Raw genomic sequence first — 16,764 nt, forward strand, 5'->3', positions numbered from 1 at the left:
AAAAATTCTACAATAAAAACAGCGTTATTATAAATAAAACATGGAATTAGTAATTCTTTTTCTCATCCTCAGTGCCATCGGTTATGTCGCCATCAAAAAAAGCGTAGGAAAACTCACCAAGACACCGATTTGGCTACTTTGGTTAGCTTTGATGAGTCCCCCTTGTATTTGGGTGGGATGGTATCTAGCTAATGGGAATCAAAATTCCATGCCCCGCAGTTTAATCTTAATACCCCTCATTTTATCACCTTTGGTGTATCTATGGTTAATACAAATTGGCAGACCCAAAAATCATAAAACTGAGCAGGAATCATCACCCCCTAAAACTTCAGAAGATAATAATTCCAATACTCCAATTATTCTTAACACCGATGAAACTCAACAGACTCTGGACAAATCAACAGTAAAAGTAAAGCCCATTAACCCAGAAGAAGAAAAGGCTTTAAGAGATTGTTTTCCTTGGGGTGTTTATTATTTACAAAAAGTTGATTATTTACCTCAAGGGGTTTTGTGTCTTGGGAAGTTAATGACTGCCCCAGAAAAGGCTTATACTACCATTAAGGCTAATTTAGAGAAAGTATTTCACGATCGCTTCTTAATTATTTTTCAAGAAACCTTACAAGGACAACCATTTTTTGCTTTAATTCCGAATCCTCATTCTCAAGCGGAAAAAGAGAAACAAAAAGAAGAAGAAAAATTAACTCGCCCTTTAATGGCATTGGGTTTACTTTTATTAACTCTCATCACAACTACTATTATTGGTTCAGAAATTAGCGGTGTCACCACCACAGAATTAGAAACTCATCCCGAATTAGTTTTAGAAGGCTTACCCTATAGTTTATCTTTAATTGCCATTTTGGGAGTTCACGAATTAAGTCATTATTTATTTGCTGTTTATTATCAAATAAGAACTACTTTACCCTATTTTATCCCGATTCCTTTCTTTTTAGGTACATTTGGGGCTTTTATCTCCATTAGATCACCGATGCCTAATCGTAAAGCCGTTTTTGATGTTGCGATCGCAGGTCCTATTGGAGGCTTTTTAGTAGCATTACCTGTACTTGTATGGGGTTTAGCTTACTCAGATATTGTTCCTTTAACTGATAACTCTAGTATGCTTAGTTTTCAAGCATTAGACCCCCGTTTTTCCCTCCTTCTTGCCACTATCAGTAAATTGGTTTTAGGTAGTAAATTAGTAGCCGAGAAAGCCATCGCCCTTCATCCCGCCGCCGTAGCAGGATATATCGGTATTATTGTTACCGCTTTAAATCTTATTCCTGTAGGACAATTAGATGGCGGTCATATTGTTCATGCGATGTTTGGACAAGGAAAAGCACTTGTCATCGGACAAATAACCCGTTTATTGATGATACTTTTAGCTTTTGTGCGAGGAGAGTTTTTAATTTGGGCAATTATTCTTATGTTTATGCCTATTGCCGATCAACCTGCCTTAAATGATGTGACAGAATTAGATAATGGTAGAGATTTTCTAGGATTAGTTGCGATCGCACTTTTAGTTGTCATTCTCTTACCTTTACCCCCCACCTTAGCACAATGGTTAAATATTTAAAAGGGCAATGGGTAAGGAGCAATCATTTGAGTTAGGAGCTAAGAATTAAGATAAAGTGGGCTTAATTTTACCAATTTTAGGAACACCTTTTTTTATCTATCTCATTCAGGGAAAAATAAAAAAATAATTCAGTATATCAAACTATATGAAATATATTATTTCTTGAAAATCATGCAGTAGAGAAAAACACATCTAATATTGATAGTTTATTGCTAATAATTAATCTTTATTTAAAATAATTTCCATATTTATGTAATAAAGATAAAAATTTTCTCAATATATATCATAAAAATAAAATCAATTTCATATTAGTTAAAGAATATTAAAAATATAGTGAAAACTATATTAATTTTCATATCACAACATAATCTTGATCTCAAACTAGAAAGTTATGATTAATCTCAAAAAATAATCTTCAACTCAAAATAAAATGAAAATAAATCCGATACTATTATCCTTCGTTACTGTATGTTCCACTTTTTCTTTTTCTAATATAGTTAAAGCAGATAGTATTCAATCTCGTTGTGACATTTATCCTAAAGGAGAAGATAAGGTTTCTAAAGTTGTTAATTGTATATTTTCTCAGCGTCAAGGTTTTATTACTATCACTCGTGAAGATGGTGTTACCTATGATTTAGAGCCAAATGATAATCAATATATAGACCAAAATGGCAAAACAGTTATAAAAGAAATGGATGGTAACACCTTAATTTTTCGATTTCAGAAAGAATCTGTTTACTTATATCAAGGGGAAAAAGCACCCTCATCGTATAACTCTTCCCACTCTCTGGCACAAACCCCAGAGAATTTGATTAGCACCACTCCTACTGCTTTAGAAGATTTAGTTGGTGTCAAAGCAGGACAAGCAGAAAATACCTTAATATCAAGAGGTTATACTTATCGCAACACCGTCACTTTTGAGGGTGGAAAAAGTGCTTATTATGTGGAAAATAAAACTGGTTACTGTGTAGAAGTTGGAACGATGGACGGTCGTTATAGTAGTATTGTGTATAATACAAGCGATCGCTGTGATAAATGATTGAGAAGTAGAAATTTTGTATTTTTACCAAAAATCCTGATTGCCTTGGATTATTATTTTTTACGTGGTGACTTGGATAATGAGCAAATACTTACTCCCCTTGAGCTTCCTTATGGAATAATCACTGCAATTATTGGCGCACCGTATTCTATCTTTTTATTGAGTAAATCCCGTTAGTCAAAAGATATTGCTCAAAAAAGCTGATTGATGGAAAATGACCAAATTCCGTTAAAATTAAGAGTTGTTAAAAAATTGATATGAAAAATTACTATGGAAGTAGGACAAAAAGTTAAAATTTGTCGTCTCAGAGAAAAAGTATCCCCTGAGATTCTCAAAAAAGCTCAAGAAGGACAACCTGCAGTAATTAAATCTTTTAAAATGACTGATGGTAGCGGTATTGGCGTTTTTGTCGAGTTTGCCGACTCTACCACTGGTTGGTTTTTTGAAGATGAGGTTCAAGTTGTAAAATAGTTTGATGGGGTGGGAAATTTCGGGATTGACATTAATCTGTTTTTCCTACCTACACTTTTCATCATAACTTCATTTATTTAACACAATGGCTTTTATTCTCACATTTTTAGGTAAAGGTGGCGTAGGCTGTACCACAATGGCGATCGCATCTGCGAAAAAATACGCCCAAATCGGTAAAAAAGTATTACTAGCAGTCCAAGATTCAACCCCTTCATTTTCAATACAATTAGGGGCAAATGTTACCTCAGAAATTAGCGAAATTAGTCCGAATCTTGATGTAATTCAATTACACAGTACCCAGTTATTAGAAGCTAGTTGGGAACAATTAAAGCAGTTAGAAGCGAAATATTTACGCTCTCCAGTGTTAAATAATATTTATGGTCAAGAATTAGCCTTGTTACCCGGTATGGATTCTGCTTTGGCACTTAACTATATACGGGAACAAGATTCTAAATATGATGTTATTATCTATGACGGAAAAACCAGTCTTAATTCTCTACGGATGTTTGGTATTCCAGATACTCTTAGTTGGTACATTCGCCGAGTGAAGAATTTGTTAGAAAATTCTGACATTGTTAGGGCTTTATCTCCTTTTGTTCAACCTGTCAGCAGTGCTATTCTTAATGTTACATGGAGTCCTGATAATCTTAGCAATGAATCCACTAAAGAAGCGGATCAAATTTTAGAACAAGGTAAAAAGGCAATTAATGACCCCAGTAGAGTTTGTGCTTTTCTTGTCACTAATCAAACTCAAGAAGCGATCGCAACTTGTAAATATTGGTGGGGAAGTGCGCAACAAATTGATTTAACCGTCGGTGGAGTTTTATTAAACCAAGACTCAATAACAGAGGACATAACCACAACCTTTAAACCTTTAAGCATTAGTAGTATTCCCTCGAAAAAATCTGATAACTGGGAAAGTTTGACCCAAGCCCTACCTGATTTTGAATCTCAAGCAAAACAAGCTCCCAGACCAATTATTATTGATACTGTAGCCAGAGAAGTAAAAGTATTTCTTCCCGGATTTGATAAAAAACAAGTAAAACTAAGTCAATCAGGACCTGAAATTACTATATCAGCAGGAGATCAAAGACGTAATATATTTTTACCCCCTCCTCTAAAAGGTCAATCTGTCAAAGGTGCTAAATTTCAAGACGCTTATTTAGTGATAAATCTTTAAAACTTTATTATCGGATTGTGAAACTTTATGTGTTGGATATGTACTGCAACCGAGTAGAAAATTTAACCAGTTGGTGGTGCTAAGAATTTAACAGTTAAGGTGATGACTGCTAGGTGTAATCTACTGATAACAGTCATAAAAATAACTCTGTTAACCTCAGTTCGGTTTAAGAATATCCGATAAGATTAGGTGTCAGGTTTCAGGTTGCAGGTTACCTGAGTTCGATGAAGAAAGTTTTGAAAAATAAGAAGTTGAGAGTTATCGCAGAGAAAATTTTGCGAGAAAAAATAATTAAATAAATTCTTATGAAATTAATTTATTCAGCTTTTTTGTCAATAACTATAACTTTTAACTCCGAACCCCTAACTCCGAACTCCGAACTCAGGTCAGGTTGCAGGTGTTAGGATGATGAGGAGATGATAAGAGAGGATGGAAGTATTAGCCTTACTCTTATCCTTGCCTCAATTTGACTTTATCCCTGAGCATCATATTTTTTCTTGTTAAATGATAATAAACTCCCTATGATGAACTAGCCCCTTCTGCAATCGCCATTGCTTTAGAAGGAACAAGCTGATAAACTTGGGTGAGATATTGCATAACTGCTTGAGAATCATTGTAAGGTAGGGGAATATCTCCTAAAACGTCAATAATGGTCTTATTGTCAGAACTAGGGGTAATTACGACTAAAGAAGAATCCAAAGGCTCGTCATATTCCCAAAAATTATCAATGGATAAGGGGGCAGAAGTTTTGTGAGGGTTGGTTTTCCGTTTTGGTAAGGATTTAATTTTGCCCAATTTTTCGGGTTCAAATTCCTTGCCTGATAGTTGCAAACTACGAGATACTCTTAAAGCCTCTAAAATTTGGGCTTTGCTTCTTCCTCTTAACTGAAATATAATGAAAGGGTCTTCACTAAAGCGATCTGCTAATTGGTAATAGACGGCGGCGATATGTTTACAGGGATTAGCCTTATCTGGACAAGTACAGCGCGATCGCACATCAGCTAAGTTAAAGGGAAAAAGACTTAAGCCATTTTTGATAAAAACCTGTTCAATTTCTAAAGGCATTTCTCCCACCAATAATTGAGCAGAAAGCATCGCCTTATCTGACATCGTCGCAATCACATATCCCCAATCTTCATCGGAAAAAGCATCTAAAGCTAAAGTAACTCGGTAGGGTTTTTCTTCTGTACCTTGTACTTGTGCAATTAATTGAGATTGCTTATTAAACTCTATGTTAAGAACATTTCCTTCTCTGGAATAGTTACGTCCTCTTTCTAACCTCTTCTTAAAACGGTATGAGTCTAGCAACTCTAGCCATTTTTCTACCCACCACTGTCTCTCAATCATCTTTACTCAAAAAAATTTTCTCTCTGAAGAACAAAATCAAAATTATTTCTCATACCACTAAATCTACCATGAAGATGGTGAGAATTAAGAGATTTTCATTCTATTAAAAACAATGATTAATAGCTCTGTTTTTCTCATCATGATCAATTTTTTTTACTGTTGCCTGTTGCCCCTTGCCTACTTTCTCCTAACTCAAATTATACCCTTCCAATTGTTTCAAGGCTTCATCCCGAATACGACAAGAATCACAAACACCACAGGGAGTATCTCCTCCTTGATAACAAGACCAAGTTTCATCTATGGGTACATTTAAGCTAAGGGCTTTTTTGACAATATCTACTTTTGATAAATTGATGAGAGGAGCTATTAATTGAGGGGTTTTACCTTCAATACCTACTTTAGACGATAAATTTGCTAAATTTTGAAATGCTTGTAAATATTCAGGACGACAATCAGGATAGCCAGAATAGTCAACAGCGTTAATGCCTAAATATATTGCTTCTGCAGACACAGCTTCAGCGAGGGAAAGTGCGATCGCAATAAAAACGGTATTTCTACCCGGCACATAGGTTGAGGGGATAATTTGAGGGTTCACTCCTTCTTGGGGAATGGCTAAATTATTATCAGTCAAAGATGAACCCCCCCAAAGAGATAAGTTAACATCAATGACAAAATGTTCTTTTATTCCCAGTTTAGGGGCGAGATTTTGGGCTATTTCCAGTTCTTTGGCGTGTTTCTGCCCATAACGAAAAGAAAGAGCGATAGTATCATATCCTTGAGAAACTGCGATCGCAGCACTGGTAGCAGAGTCTAATCCTCCTGATAATAAAACAATGGCTTTTTTCACAATATTGAATCTAATTTCGATGTAAATGATAAAAATGGTTCTTCAGACTGTGGTTATGATAAATTATTTTCCAAAAAAGGTGTGACGTTGTTGGGGATTGGGGAGAAACGAGTTAGGAGTTAGGGGTTAGGAGTTAGGAGTTAGAGGATTAGAAGAAACTAATTCTTAAAGTGCCGAAGTTACTTACTAATTACTAATGGTTTATTACCTTTGCCCCTTGCCCTTTTAACTTTGCCCTTTTAACTTTGCCCCTTGCCCTTTTCGCCATTACTTATGGATGAAAATTTATCCTAAACTCAGGTTATCTAACCTGTTTCAAACTTTCCACTTTTTTGGTGAATAGTTCTGTAAATAAACTTAGTACCGTGCGATTTTCCCTTACTTTTATATTGACACTAACAGACATTCCCGACTGTAAATCAGCCTCTTTACCACGAATCATTAAGTTTTGAGCATCTAATTCCACTTTGACAGGAAAACGATAAAAATTATAAATTTGATCTGGTTCTAAAGCGTCGGAAGCAACAAAATATACTTTGCCTTTAATATCTCCAAATTCGCTATAGGGAAAAGAGTCTATTCGCACATCTGCCTCTTGCCCCGGCTGAACAAAGCCAATATCCTGATTAGTAACATAAACTTCAGCAATAAGGGGATTATCAGGACCGGGATCAGGCACTATTTTTAATAGTGCTTCTGCTTGACCACTTTTTGGCACAAACCCCGGACTAGCTTGTAAATCGAATACTTCTCCTGATACAGGGGCTTTCAATTCTTGATACTTGATAGTTTGTTGAGCGGCACTAATTTGACTATTTAACTCGGCAATACGCTTTTCATTGTCCACAACTACTTTGTTAATTTGACTGTCAATTTCTGCGATGCGTTTTTTATTTTCGGCGATGCGATCGCGCACATCTTTTTCTGTAATAGCGATGGTATTTTGAAATTCTTGTTGTGCCTGATTAATGTCAAGTAACAGTCGAGATTTTTCTTCTTCTAATTGTTGAATTTCTGCTAAACGGGTTTGTACTTGTTGTTTTTGGTTTTCCCGTTCAATCGTACCATTAGAGCGGCGATCGACTAAATCCCTTTGACGATCTTGCACTTGTTGCTTTTGTCTTTCAATTTGTATTGTAGCTAAGGCCCCTTCTTCGGAAAGAGGTAAAATGCTTTCTAATATTTCCTTATCTATACGCAAACTTTCTTCCGCTTGAGCAATGGATTCTCTATTTCGTTGTTCTATTTCTTGTAATACTCGACGATCATTAGCTAGTTGTTTTTTTGCATCTTCAATTTGTACCTGATTTTGGTTTAATTGTTTTTCCAGTTGTTCAATTTCTAACTCTGCGGCCTTAGAGCGGGAATCTAATTCTGCAAATGCCGCTTGTAGTCTAGCAAGTTGATCTGGTTTTAAGGATGCGATATTGGAATCTTCGGATAGTTGCATTTGATAAAGTTGATTTTCTGTCACCAAAGCAGTGCGATTTAAGGCTAGTGCAGAAATTTCAGGGGGTAATTTTAGTCTTATGACTTCTTGTTCCACAATATTCGGGCTTAAAGGTGCATTAAACAGGGTTCTATAAAATTTATTTTCTTGAATCAAACTATTTCTGATTTTTTGCAAAGATTCCAATTCTGCTTGACTAGCTTGAGAGTCGAACACTAATAATGATTCACCTTTCTGGATGCGATCGCCATCTTCCACTCTGACTTCTTTTACCACCCCATTAAGAGGAGCTTGAATTTCCTTTACTGTTTGTCTTGGTTTCAATTGCCCCTGAGCGGTTACAACTTGCTCAATTTTCGCCACAGAAGCCCAAACTACTGCAAAAGTGGTTACACCCACAATACTCCAAATTGTTGCCCGTGACCATACAGGAGAAGGTTTTAAAATTACATCCTTTTCAAAGTTAGAAGTATCTAAATCGATAGAGCTTTCGGTTGTACCATTGCCAGAGTTATTTTCTGCTGAGGGGGTTGTTAGTAATGTATCGTTAGCATTGTTTGCTTGATATTGTTTACCATTATATTTAGATTCTGCCATGATTAATAGTTTAAGTTTAATTTAATTGTGAATTTCGATAGTTAATTTCAGAGCGTATAGTTAGTTTAATAGATCAAAGTTAAGTTTCCTTTATATACCAATCTATTCAGGGGATTATTGTCTGAGGGGAAAAAGTAATAATTCTTAAAATGAGTAACGACTAAGGAAAAAGGTGTAAGGTGTCGGGTTGCAAGTATTTTCTATTATTTACCGACGTTACGCACTTATTCATGTGTTAAGTTAAGGGAGGTTTCAGGCATCAGGTAACAGGTTGCAGGTAGCAGGTTTAATTTTCATAAGATTATTTTATTTTATCCAAGAATTTAAAACAAGAAAATCAATTAATATATATTTTTTGTCAATTCTTTAACCTAATACCTAACAGCTGACACCTTGCCCTCACTGAAAATTTTATGTCTAACTCAGGTAAAAATAAAACAGTTTTTGACAAAATAAAAAAAAGGATTGCTATAGTAAAAATAGAAAATGTCAAATGCTTGACATAATAAAGCAAAAAAACCTAAAAATATTTTATGAACGCTAAACTATACGATACTCGTCTTGACTTAAGTACAGAAATAAGAGAAAAAGTAGTAGAAATTCTCAATCTCACATTAGCAACAACGCTGGACTTAAAAACTCAAACCAAACAAGCCCACTGGAATGTAAAAGGTAATGACTTCTTTCAACTTCATGAACTCTTTGACGAGATGGCGGGAGAATTGGAAGAATATGTGGACATGGTGGCAGAAAGAGTTACCGCATTGGCAGGAGTTGCTTTAGGCACGGCTAGAGTTGCGTCTCAAACCTCACTTTTACAAGAATATCCGTTAGAGATTACCGCAGGTTTAGATCATGTTTCTGCTTTAGCTGATCGTTATGCTACTTATGCGGCTCATGTGCGAGAGGCTATATCTAAAACTGATGATTTAGGCGATGCAGATACGGCAGACTTATACACAGAAATATCTCGTACTATTGATAAGCGTCTTTGGTTTTTAGAAGCTCATTTACACTAATTCCAACTTTTTAAGGTTTAAAGTGGTAGGGGTTGAATATATTCAACCCTTACGGGCAATTTCTTTTTTATCTTAACTCCTAACTCCTAACTCAAATGATTGCCCCTTGCCCTTTTAACTTTGCCTATTGTCTAAGAAAATAAAAAGCCTAATAATTTCTATTTACTGCTCAATGATAATTACAGGAATAGGACTTGATTCTAAAACTGTTTGAGAAACAGAACCAATTAAAATATCATGCCAGTTTTTATGTCCTCTTTTGCCCATAATTATTTCTTTTACCCGAAATTCTTGACTAACTCTTAATATTTCTTCTGTTATTACCCCTTCTACGATTAAAAGTTGATAGTTTATATCTGCTAGTAATGTGGTGATTTTCTCCTTCAAATTCTCTAAGTTATTATTCTGACTATCATCAATAATATGCAATACTATCACTTCAGCATTGCTACGACGGGCTATTTCTGCGGTTTTTGTTAAAACAGGAGTGGTTAAAGGGGAATCATCGATCGCACTTAGTAATATAACATGATCATCAACAGATACTTTGGTGGGATCAACTTCACCCTTAGTTAATAAAAGAGGTGCAAAAGTGGGAATCGCCCATGCACCAAGGGGGGCTGTAACTAAAATTGATAAGGCGGCTATGGCTAATATTTCTTCTCCTCCTGTAATGCCTTGTGCTAAAGGAATAGATGCGATCGCAGCTTGTACAGTGGCTTTAGCGGAGTTACCCGCAAGGAGAAAGAGTTTTTCTTTTTGATTCCAGTTGCTTTTCCATGTGGAGAGATACCAACCAGCCATTCTACCGATTAAAGTGCCAAGAATTATTATTATTAATCCTTTTCCAAAACTGCTACCTAAAACATTAAGGGGAATGGTTGCCCCCAATAAGACAAACAAGAAAATTTGGGCTACTTGCCATAAAACATCAAAACCATTGCGTAAACAACGGGCTAAAGGAGAAGAAAATTCAATTAAGAAAAATCCTGTTGACATTACCGCCAGATAACCAGAGAAAAAGTTATATCTCTCACTTATAATCACCAAAAATAAAGTCAAGCAACCCGTAACTATTGTTTCTTGCAAGGTATTTTCAGTTAACTTCTGCTTAACTATCAACCACACTAAAATCTTACTAGCTAACCAACCGATAACAACACCGCCGATAATTTGCCCTGAAAATTGCAACGGCAACCATTGCCACCCCAGATTATTCCCATCCCTAGTCAATAAGCCCATCAATAGACTAAAAATCAACAATAACAAAACATCAGATAAAGCACTTCCCGTTAAAATTGCATCAGGTATCCCTTTTTTTACTCCCCAACCTAAACTCTTTAACCGTAACATCCCCGGCACTATTACCGCAGGAGATTCCGCCCCTAAAATACATCCCAATAACAATCCTGTCACCCAATCAAAATCCAAAAATATCACCGCTAAAATAGAAACTGCGATCGCCTCTCCTAAAGCGGGTAGAATGCCCAATCTTAAAGCAACAGAGCCTTGTGATTTTAACTTTTGTCGATCTAAACCTAACCCCGCTTTCATCAAAATAATAACAACAGCAATTACCCTTAAATCATCGGCAGACTGCAATATATTATTACTTAGAAGATTTGTAACTTGATTACCGAGAAGAATCCCAGTGAAAATCATAGCAACTAAAGGAGGAATCTTGAGACGACGGGCAAATTCTCCCCCAAAGTAACCGAATCCAAGAATTAGTAGAATATCTTGTAACAATTATTAAGTATCAATATAAGTCTTTATCATATAGTAATCCTAAATCATTTTGTCTATTAATTTTCTCTTATTTTCAAACTACTGAAATCATGAATAATTCCATACTAAAAAAAAGAAAATGGCAATTTTGGATTGATAGAGGGGGAACTTTTACTGATATAGTAGCCCTTACCCCTGAAAATGAGATTATCACTCATAAACTATTATCGGAGAATCCCGAACATTATCAATCTGCCCCCATTGAGGGTATTAGGCAAATTCTCCAGATTCCCCATGAGCAACCTTTACCCATTGATAATATAGAAGTGATAAAAATGGGGACAACGGTGGCTACTAATGCTTTACTAGAAAAAAAAGGCGAACCAGTTATCTTAGTTATTAATCAGGGTTTTAAGGATGCTTTAAGGATTGGTTATCAAAATCGCCCCGATATTTTTGCCCGTCATATCATTTTACCTGAAATGTTGTACCAAGATGCGATCGCAGTTCAAGGACGTTTTTCCTCTACGGGAGAAGAATTACAACCCCTCAATTTACCCCAAGTCGAACAAGATTTACAACAGGCTTATGATCAAGGTTTTCGCAGTTGTGCTATAGTTTTACTCCATAGTTACCGTTATCCTGATCATGAATTGCAAATAGGTGCGATCGCATCTAAAATAGGATATACACAAATATCATTATCCCATCAAACCAGTAACTTAATGAAGCTAGTGAGTCGGGGAGACACTACCGTAGTTGATGCTTACCTTTCCCCCGTCTTACGGCGATACATCCAACAGATATATTCAGCCTATACTAACAATGAAATATTGTCATTCCGAGCGAATGCGAAGGAATCTCAACCATCATTAATGTTTATGCAATCCAACGGCGGATTGGTTGACAGTAAATACTTTCAAGGTAAGGATAGCATATTATCAGGACCTGCGGGAGGAATTGTCGGTGCAGTCAAAACCTCACAACAAGCAGGATTCAATAAAATTATTACCTTTGATATGGGAGGCACTTCCACCGATGTTGCTCACTATGCAGGAGAATATGAGAGGAATTTCGAGACAGAAGTGGCAGGAGTAAGAATCTGCACTCCCATGATGGCAATTCACACCGTAGCGGCAGGAGGAGGCTCAATTTGCCATTTTGACGGTGAAAGATACCGAGTAGGTCCAGAATCAGCAGGGGCGAACCCCGGTCCTGTATGCTATGGTAAGGGGGATAAACTAACCATCACCGACTGTAATTTATTATTAGGTAAAATTCAAGGGGATTTTTTCCCGAAAGTATTTGGTAAAAATGCCAATGAACCCTTAAACTTAAGTTTAGTAGAAAAACAATTTCAGCAGTTAAAAGCAACTATTAAAACTGAGATAAAACTGGAAGAAATCGCCCAAGGATTTTTAACCATTGCTGTCGAAATCATGGCAAATGCAATCAAAAAAATATCTCTACAAAAAGGCTATGATGTCAGTGAATATGCCCTTTGTTGTTTTGGTGGTGCAGGAGGGCAACACGCCTGTTTAATTGCCGAAAATTTGGGCATGAAAACTATTATTATTCATCCCTTTGCTGGAGTTTTATCCGCCTATGGTATTGGTTTAGCAGAAATCATCATTATCAAAGAAAAAAGCCTTAATCTTAACTTTAATCTCGATGTTATTGAAGATATAAAAAAAGAATATAAACTATTGGAAATAAAAGCATATAAAGACTTAGAAAAGCAAATTAATAGAGAAAATAGCCATTATCAAACTAACTTAAAAATCTATCTCAAATATCAAGGCACAGATTTTAGTTTACCCATTAACTTTAACGAAAATTATATAATAATAATCGAAGAATTTAATCAAATCCATAAACAAAGATATGGCTTTATTCTTCCAGAAAAACAGTTAATTATCGAAAAAATTTCCCTAGAATTAATATCTCCTACTTATAGAGAAAATCATCAACCATTAACCAATAAGATTAACTCTCATGCTCAACCCATTACCACCGTGAAAATGTATAGTAAAAATCAGTGGTATGATACCCCAGTTTATGAGAGAAATAATTTATCTGTTAATCAAAAAATAATTGGTCCAGCTTTAATTATAGAATCCACTGGCACAAATGTCATTGAAAAAGGATGGCAAGGAAAAATTAACAATAATGGGCATTTAATCTTAACTTATTTAGAAAATCAATCAGATTCAAATATTAATCATCAAGACATAGCAAAACCTGATCCTATTTTACTAGAAATTTTTAATAACCTATTTCGTTTTATTGCCGAAGAAATGGGCATAACTTTACAAAATACTAGCTATTCAGTAAATATAAAAGAGAGACTAGATTTTTCCTGTGCAATTTTTGATTCTCAAGGGGAATTAGTGGCAAATGCCCCTCATATTCCTGTCCATTTAGGCTCAATGAGTGAGAGTGTTAAAGCCTTAATTAATGATGAGAAAATAACCATAGAAAAAGGAGATGTTTATTTAACCAATAATCCCTATAATGGCGGTACTCATTTACCAGATATAACTGCCATTACTCCAGTTTTTATTAATGATAATGCAAAACCTAATTTTTATGTTGCCTCCCGTGGACATCATGCGGATATTGGGGGTATAACTCCTGCTTCCATGCCTTCTTATAGTACCAATATTGAAGAAGAAGGAATTTTAATCGATAATTTCTGTTTAATTAAAAATGGTCAATTACAAGAGCAAGAATTGCAAGATTTATTAACAAATCATGCTTATCCTGTGAGATATTATCAACAAAATTTAGCGGATTTAAAAGCCCAAGTTGCCGCTAATAAAAAGGGAGTTAAAGAATTAATTAATCTAGTTAATAAGTATGGTTTAGAAACTGTCAATAATTATATGCAGTTTGTTCAAGATAATGCAGAAAAATGTGTTAAAAAAGCCATTAAAAATCTGAGTAATGGTAGTTATGCTATTAATTTAGATAATGGGGCAAAAATTCAAACTAAAATAACTATCAATCAGGAAAATTTAACGGCAAATATTGATTTTACTGGCACATCTGCTCAACAAAATAATAATTTTAATGCCCCTGTTTCTATCACAAAAGCAGTAGTTTTATACGTTTTTCGCACTTTAGTTGATGATGATATACCCCTTAACGCTGGTTGCCTAAAACCTTTAAATATAATCATTCCTGAAGGTTGTCTGTTAAATCCGAAGTATCCTTGTGCGGTGGTAGCTGGAAATGTGGAAACATCTCAAAATATTGCAGATTGTCTTTATGGGGCTTTAGGAATTATGGCAAATTCTCAGGGTACTATGAATAATTTTACTTTTGGTAATAGGAAATATCAATACTATGAAACCATTTGCGGTGGTTCGGGGGCAGTATGCGACCATGATGGTACAGATGCAATTCAGGTTCACATGACAAATTCCCGTTTAACGGATGTGGAAGTGTTAGAAACTCGCTATCCTGTGAGGGTTGAGGAGTTTAAAATCAGGGAAAATAGTGGCGGTGAAGGAAAATATCGAGGGGGTAATGGTGTAATTCGGGCAATTCGTTTTTTACAGCCCATGAGTGCAGGAATTTTGTCTAGTAGAAGGGTTGTTTCTTCTCAAGGTTTAGAAGGAGGAAAGGAAGGAAAAAAAGGAGTTAATTATATTATTAAAAATAATAATGAAAAGCAATTACTATTATCTAATGATTCTGTTTTTTTAGATATAAATGATGTTTTTGTGATAGAAACTCCGGGAGGAGGAGGCTTTGGTTTAGTGAATTAAAAATAAAATTGTTAGTCACAGCACTTCTAAATCATTTATAAAAAATTAATGCCTAGAAAAAAATTATCTCCCTTATCCCTTGCCCTTTATCCATCACCTAAACACTTTTTCTGCAACTCTTATGGTAATTATCATTAATCACATAAGTGTCTAAATTCACCATGAAAGAGCAAACATAAGAGTAAAATAAGAAAAGAAAAATATCAAACTTATTTGTGTAGAAATTGTGACTGTTACACCTATTAAAAATAATAAATTTACTCAAGTACCAGATAACTTAGGACGTTTTGGACAATACGGCGGAAAATATGTACCTGAAACTCTGATGCCCGCATTAACGGAATTGGAGACAGCTTACTATCAATATAAAGAAGATTCAGACTTTAAAAATGAATTAAATCAACTTCTCAAAGACTATGTAGGAAGAGAAAACCCCCTTTATTTTGCAGAAAGACTAACCCAACATTATGCGAAACCTGACGGCACAGGCGCACAAATTTATCTCAAAAGGGAAGATTTAAACCATACAGGAGCTCATAAAATCAATAATGCCCTTGGGCAAGTTTTATTGGCTAAACGTATGGGCAAAAAACGTATTATTGCTGAAACAGGTGCAGGGCAACACGGAGTAGCAACAGCAACGGTATGTGCTCGTTTTGGTTTACAATGCGTCATTTATATGGGTGTAGAAGACATGGAAAGACAAAAATTGAATGTTTTTCGTATGCGTCTTCTTGGAGCTACTGTACAGCCCGTTTCCGCTGGAACGGGAACACTAAAAGATGCTACATCCGAAGCCATTAGAGATTGGGTTACAAATGTTGAAAATACCCATTATATTTTAGGCTCAGTGGCAGGACCTCATCCCTATCCGATGATGGTGAGAGATTTTCATGGCGTTATTGGTAAAGAAACCCGTAAACAATGTTTAGAAAAATGGGGCGGTTTACCAGACATTTTAATTGCCTGTGTGGGAGGTGGTTCAAATGCAATGGGTTTATTTTATGAATTTGTTGATGAATCTTCTGTGCGTTTAATTGGAGTTGAAGCCGAAGGTAGCGGTATTAATACAGGAAAACACGCCGCTACTTTAACTCATGGTAAACCGGGGGTTTTACATGGAGCAATGAGCTATTTATTGCAAGATAATCAAGGGCAAGTGGTGGAAGCTCATTCCATTAGTGCTGGTTTAGACTATCCGGGGGTAGGACCTGAACATAGTTACTTAAAAGATTTGGGAAGAGCTGAATATTATAGCGTCACTGATGCTCAAGCCTTAGATGCTTTTCAATTGGTGTGTAAATTAGAAGGTATTATTCCTGCTTTGGAAACCGCCCATGCTTTTGCTTATTTAGAAACTCTTTGCCCTCAAGTGTCAGGAAGTCCTCGTATTGTCATTAACTGTTCTGGCAGGGGAGATAAAGATGTGCAAACAGTAGCAAAACATTTGAAAGGAATAGATTTATAAGTTGGTAGTTAGCAATTAGTAATTAATAACGATGATGCGTTTTAAGAATTAAGAATTAAGAATTAAAAACCCCTAATTCCGAACTCCGAACTCCGAACTCATTTCCCCCTAATCCCCCAACAACCTGACACCTATTCCTATCCAATATTCTTAAACCGAACGGAAGTTTTTTTAAGGTGAGGTTATCAATAAACCTAAAAATTCTTAACATAAGTTAACATAGAATTAATAATCATGAAAAAAGCTCAAAACTCAGATTTACAAAAGTTATTGAT

At 35.5% G+C, this 16,764-nt stretch carries 11 protein-coding genes; 7 read left to right on the forward strand and 4 right to left on the reverse strand.

Features of this window, described 5'->3' with window-relative positions:
- The first annotated feature begins 40 nt into the window (after window positions 1-40).
- The 4 genes from Dongsha4_RS01740 (at window position 41) to Dongsha4_RS01755 (ending at window position 4,260) form a co-directional block, all read left to right on the forward strand.
- Window positions 41-1,570 carry a site-2 protease family protein gene (locus tag Dongsha4_RS01740; RefSeq protein WP_330204066.1) on the forward strand — a complete coding sequence of 510 codons (1,530 nt, stop codon included), beginning with the start codon at window positions 41-43 and terminating at the stop codon, window positions 1,568-1,570.
- Window positions 1,571-2,000: 430 nt separating this feature from the next.
- A complete protein-coding gene (locus tag Dongsha4_RS01745) occupies window positions 2,001-2,609 on the forward strand; it encodes a hypothetical protein (RefSeq protein WP_330204067.1) in 609 nt (202 codons plus the stop codon).
- 270 nt (window positions 2,610-2,879) lie between these two features.
- Window positions 2,880-3,080: a cytochrome b6f subunit PetP gene (gene petP / locus Dongsha4_RS01750; RefSeq protein WP_015221047.1), complete on the forward strand. Its 201-nt coding sequence runs from the start codon at window positions 2,880-2,882 to the stop codon at window positions 3,078-3,080.
- A gap of 85 nt (window positions 3,081-3,165) precedes the next feature.
- Complete coding sequence (locus Dongsha4_RS01755) at window positions 3,166-4,260, forward strand: Get3/ArsA fold putative tail anchor-mediating ATPase NosAFP (protein ID WP_330204068.1); 1,095 nt, start codon at window positions 3,166-3,168, stop codon at window positions 4,258-4,260.
- Window positions 4,261-4,779: 519 nt separating this feature from the next.
- Here the strand turns inward: Dongsha4_RS01755 and Dongsha4_RS01760 are convergent.
- The 3 genes from Dongsha4_RS01760 to Dongsha4_RS01770 form a co-directional block, all read right to left on the reverse strand.
- Window positions 4,780-5,607, reverse strand: coding sequence for an SWIM zinc finger family protein (locus Dongsha4_RS01760; RefSeq protein WP_330204069.1), 828 nt, complete (start codon window positions 5,605-5,607; stop codon window positions 4,780-4,782).
- A gap of 187 nt (window positions 5,608-5,794) precedes the next feature.
- Complete coding sequence (queC, locus tag Dongsha4_RS01765; protein ID WP_330205372.1) at window positions 5,795-6,457, reverse strand: 7-cyano-7-deazaguanine synthase QueC; 663 nt, start codon at window positions 6,455-6,457, stop codon at window positions 5,795-5,797.
- 298 nt (window positions 6,458-6,755) lie between these two features.
- Window positions 6,756-8,501: an HlyD family efflux transporter periplasmic adaptor subunit gene (locus Dongsha4_RS01770; protein ID WP_330204070.1), complete on the reverse strand. Its 1,746-nt coding sequence runs from the start codon at window positions 8,499-8,501 to the stop codon at window positions 6,756-6,758.
- A gap of 533 nt (window positions 8,502-9,034) precedes the next feature.
- Between Dongsha4_RS01770 and dps the strand changes: the two genes are divergently transcribed.
- On the forward strand, window positions 9,035-9,520 hold the full coding sequence (gene dps / locus Dongsha4_RS01775; protein WP_330204071.1) for a DNA starvation/stationary phase protection protein Dps: 486 nt from the start codon (window positions 9,035-9,037) through the stop codon (window positions 9,518-9,520).
- Between the two features lie 162 nt (window positions 9,521-9,682).
- Here the strand turns inward: dps and Dongsha4_RS01780 are convergent, their stop codons facing one another.
- Entirely contained in the window at window positions 9,683-11,269 is a 1,587-nt protein-coding gene (locus Dongsha4_RS01780) for a cation:proton antiporter (protein WP_330204072.1), read from the reverse strand.
- 89 nt (window positions 11,270-11,358) lie between these two features.
- Here Dongsha4_RS01780 and Dongsha4_RS01785 point away from each other — a divergent pair, with 89 nt between their 5' ends.
- Both Dongsha4_RS01785 and trpB read left to right on the forward strand, forming a co-directional pair.
- Entirely contained in the window at window positions 11,359-15,021 is a 3,663-nt protein-coding gene (locus tag Dongsha4_RS01785) for a hydantoinase B/oxoprolinase family protein (protein ID WP_330204073.1), read from the forward strand.
- Window positions 15,022-15,247: 226 nt separating this feature from the next.
- Entirely contained in the window at window positions 15,248-16,489 is a 1,242-nt protein-coding gene (gene trpB, locus Dongsha4_RS01790; protein WP_330204074.1) for a tryptophan synthase subunit beta, read from the forward strand.
- The last annotated feature ends 275 nt before the right edge of the window (window positions 16,490-16,764 follow it).

This window comes from Cyanobacterium sp. Dongsha4, from assembly GCF_036345015.1.
In the GTDB taxonomy this organism is placed as follows: Bacteria; Cyanobacteriota; Cyanobacteriia; order Cyanobacteriales; family Cyanobacteriaceae; genus PCC-10605.

Excerpts from the sequence above, each read along its gene's own strand:
- petP (WP_015221047.1), top strand. The coding sequence starts at position 2,880 with ATGGAAGTAGGACAAAAAGTTAAAATTTGTCGTCTCAGAGAAAAAGTA.
- Dongsha4_RS01770 (WP_330204070.1), bottom strand. The coding sequence starts at position 8,501 with ATGGCAGAATCTAAATATAATGGTAAACAATATCAAGCAAACAATGCT.
- Dongsha4_RS01760 (WP_330204069.1), bottom strand. The coding sequence starts at position 5,607 with ATGATTGAGAGACAGTGGTGGGTAGAAAAATGGCTAGAGTTGCTAGAC.
- Dongsha4_RS01755 (WP_330204068.1), top strand. The coding sequence starts at position 3,166 with ATGGCTTTTATTCTCACATTTTTAGGTAAAGGTGGCGTAGGCTGTACC.
- Dongsha4_RS01745 (WP_330204067.1), top strand. The coding sequence starts at position 2,001 with ATGAAAATAAATCCGATACTATTATCCTTCGTTACTGTATGTTCCACT.
- Dongsha4_RS01785 (WP_330204073.1), top strand. The coding sequence starts at position 11,359 with ATGAATAATTCCATACTAAAAAAAAGAAAATGGCAATTTTGGATTGAT.
- dps (WP_330204071.1), top strand. The coding sequence starts at position 9,035 with ATGAACGCTAAACTATACGATACTCGTCTTGACTTAAGTACAGAAATA.
- Dongsha4_RS01740 (WP_330204066.1), top strand. The coding sequence starts at position 41 with ATGGAATTAGTAATTCTTTTTCTCATCCTCAGTGCCATCGGTTATGTC.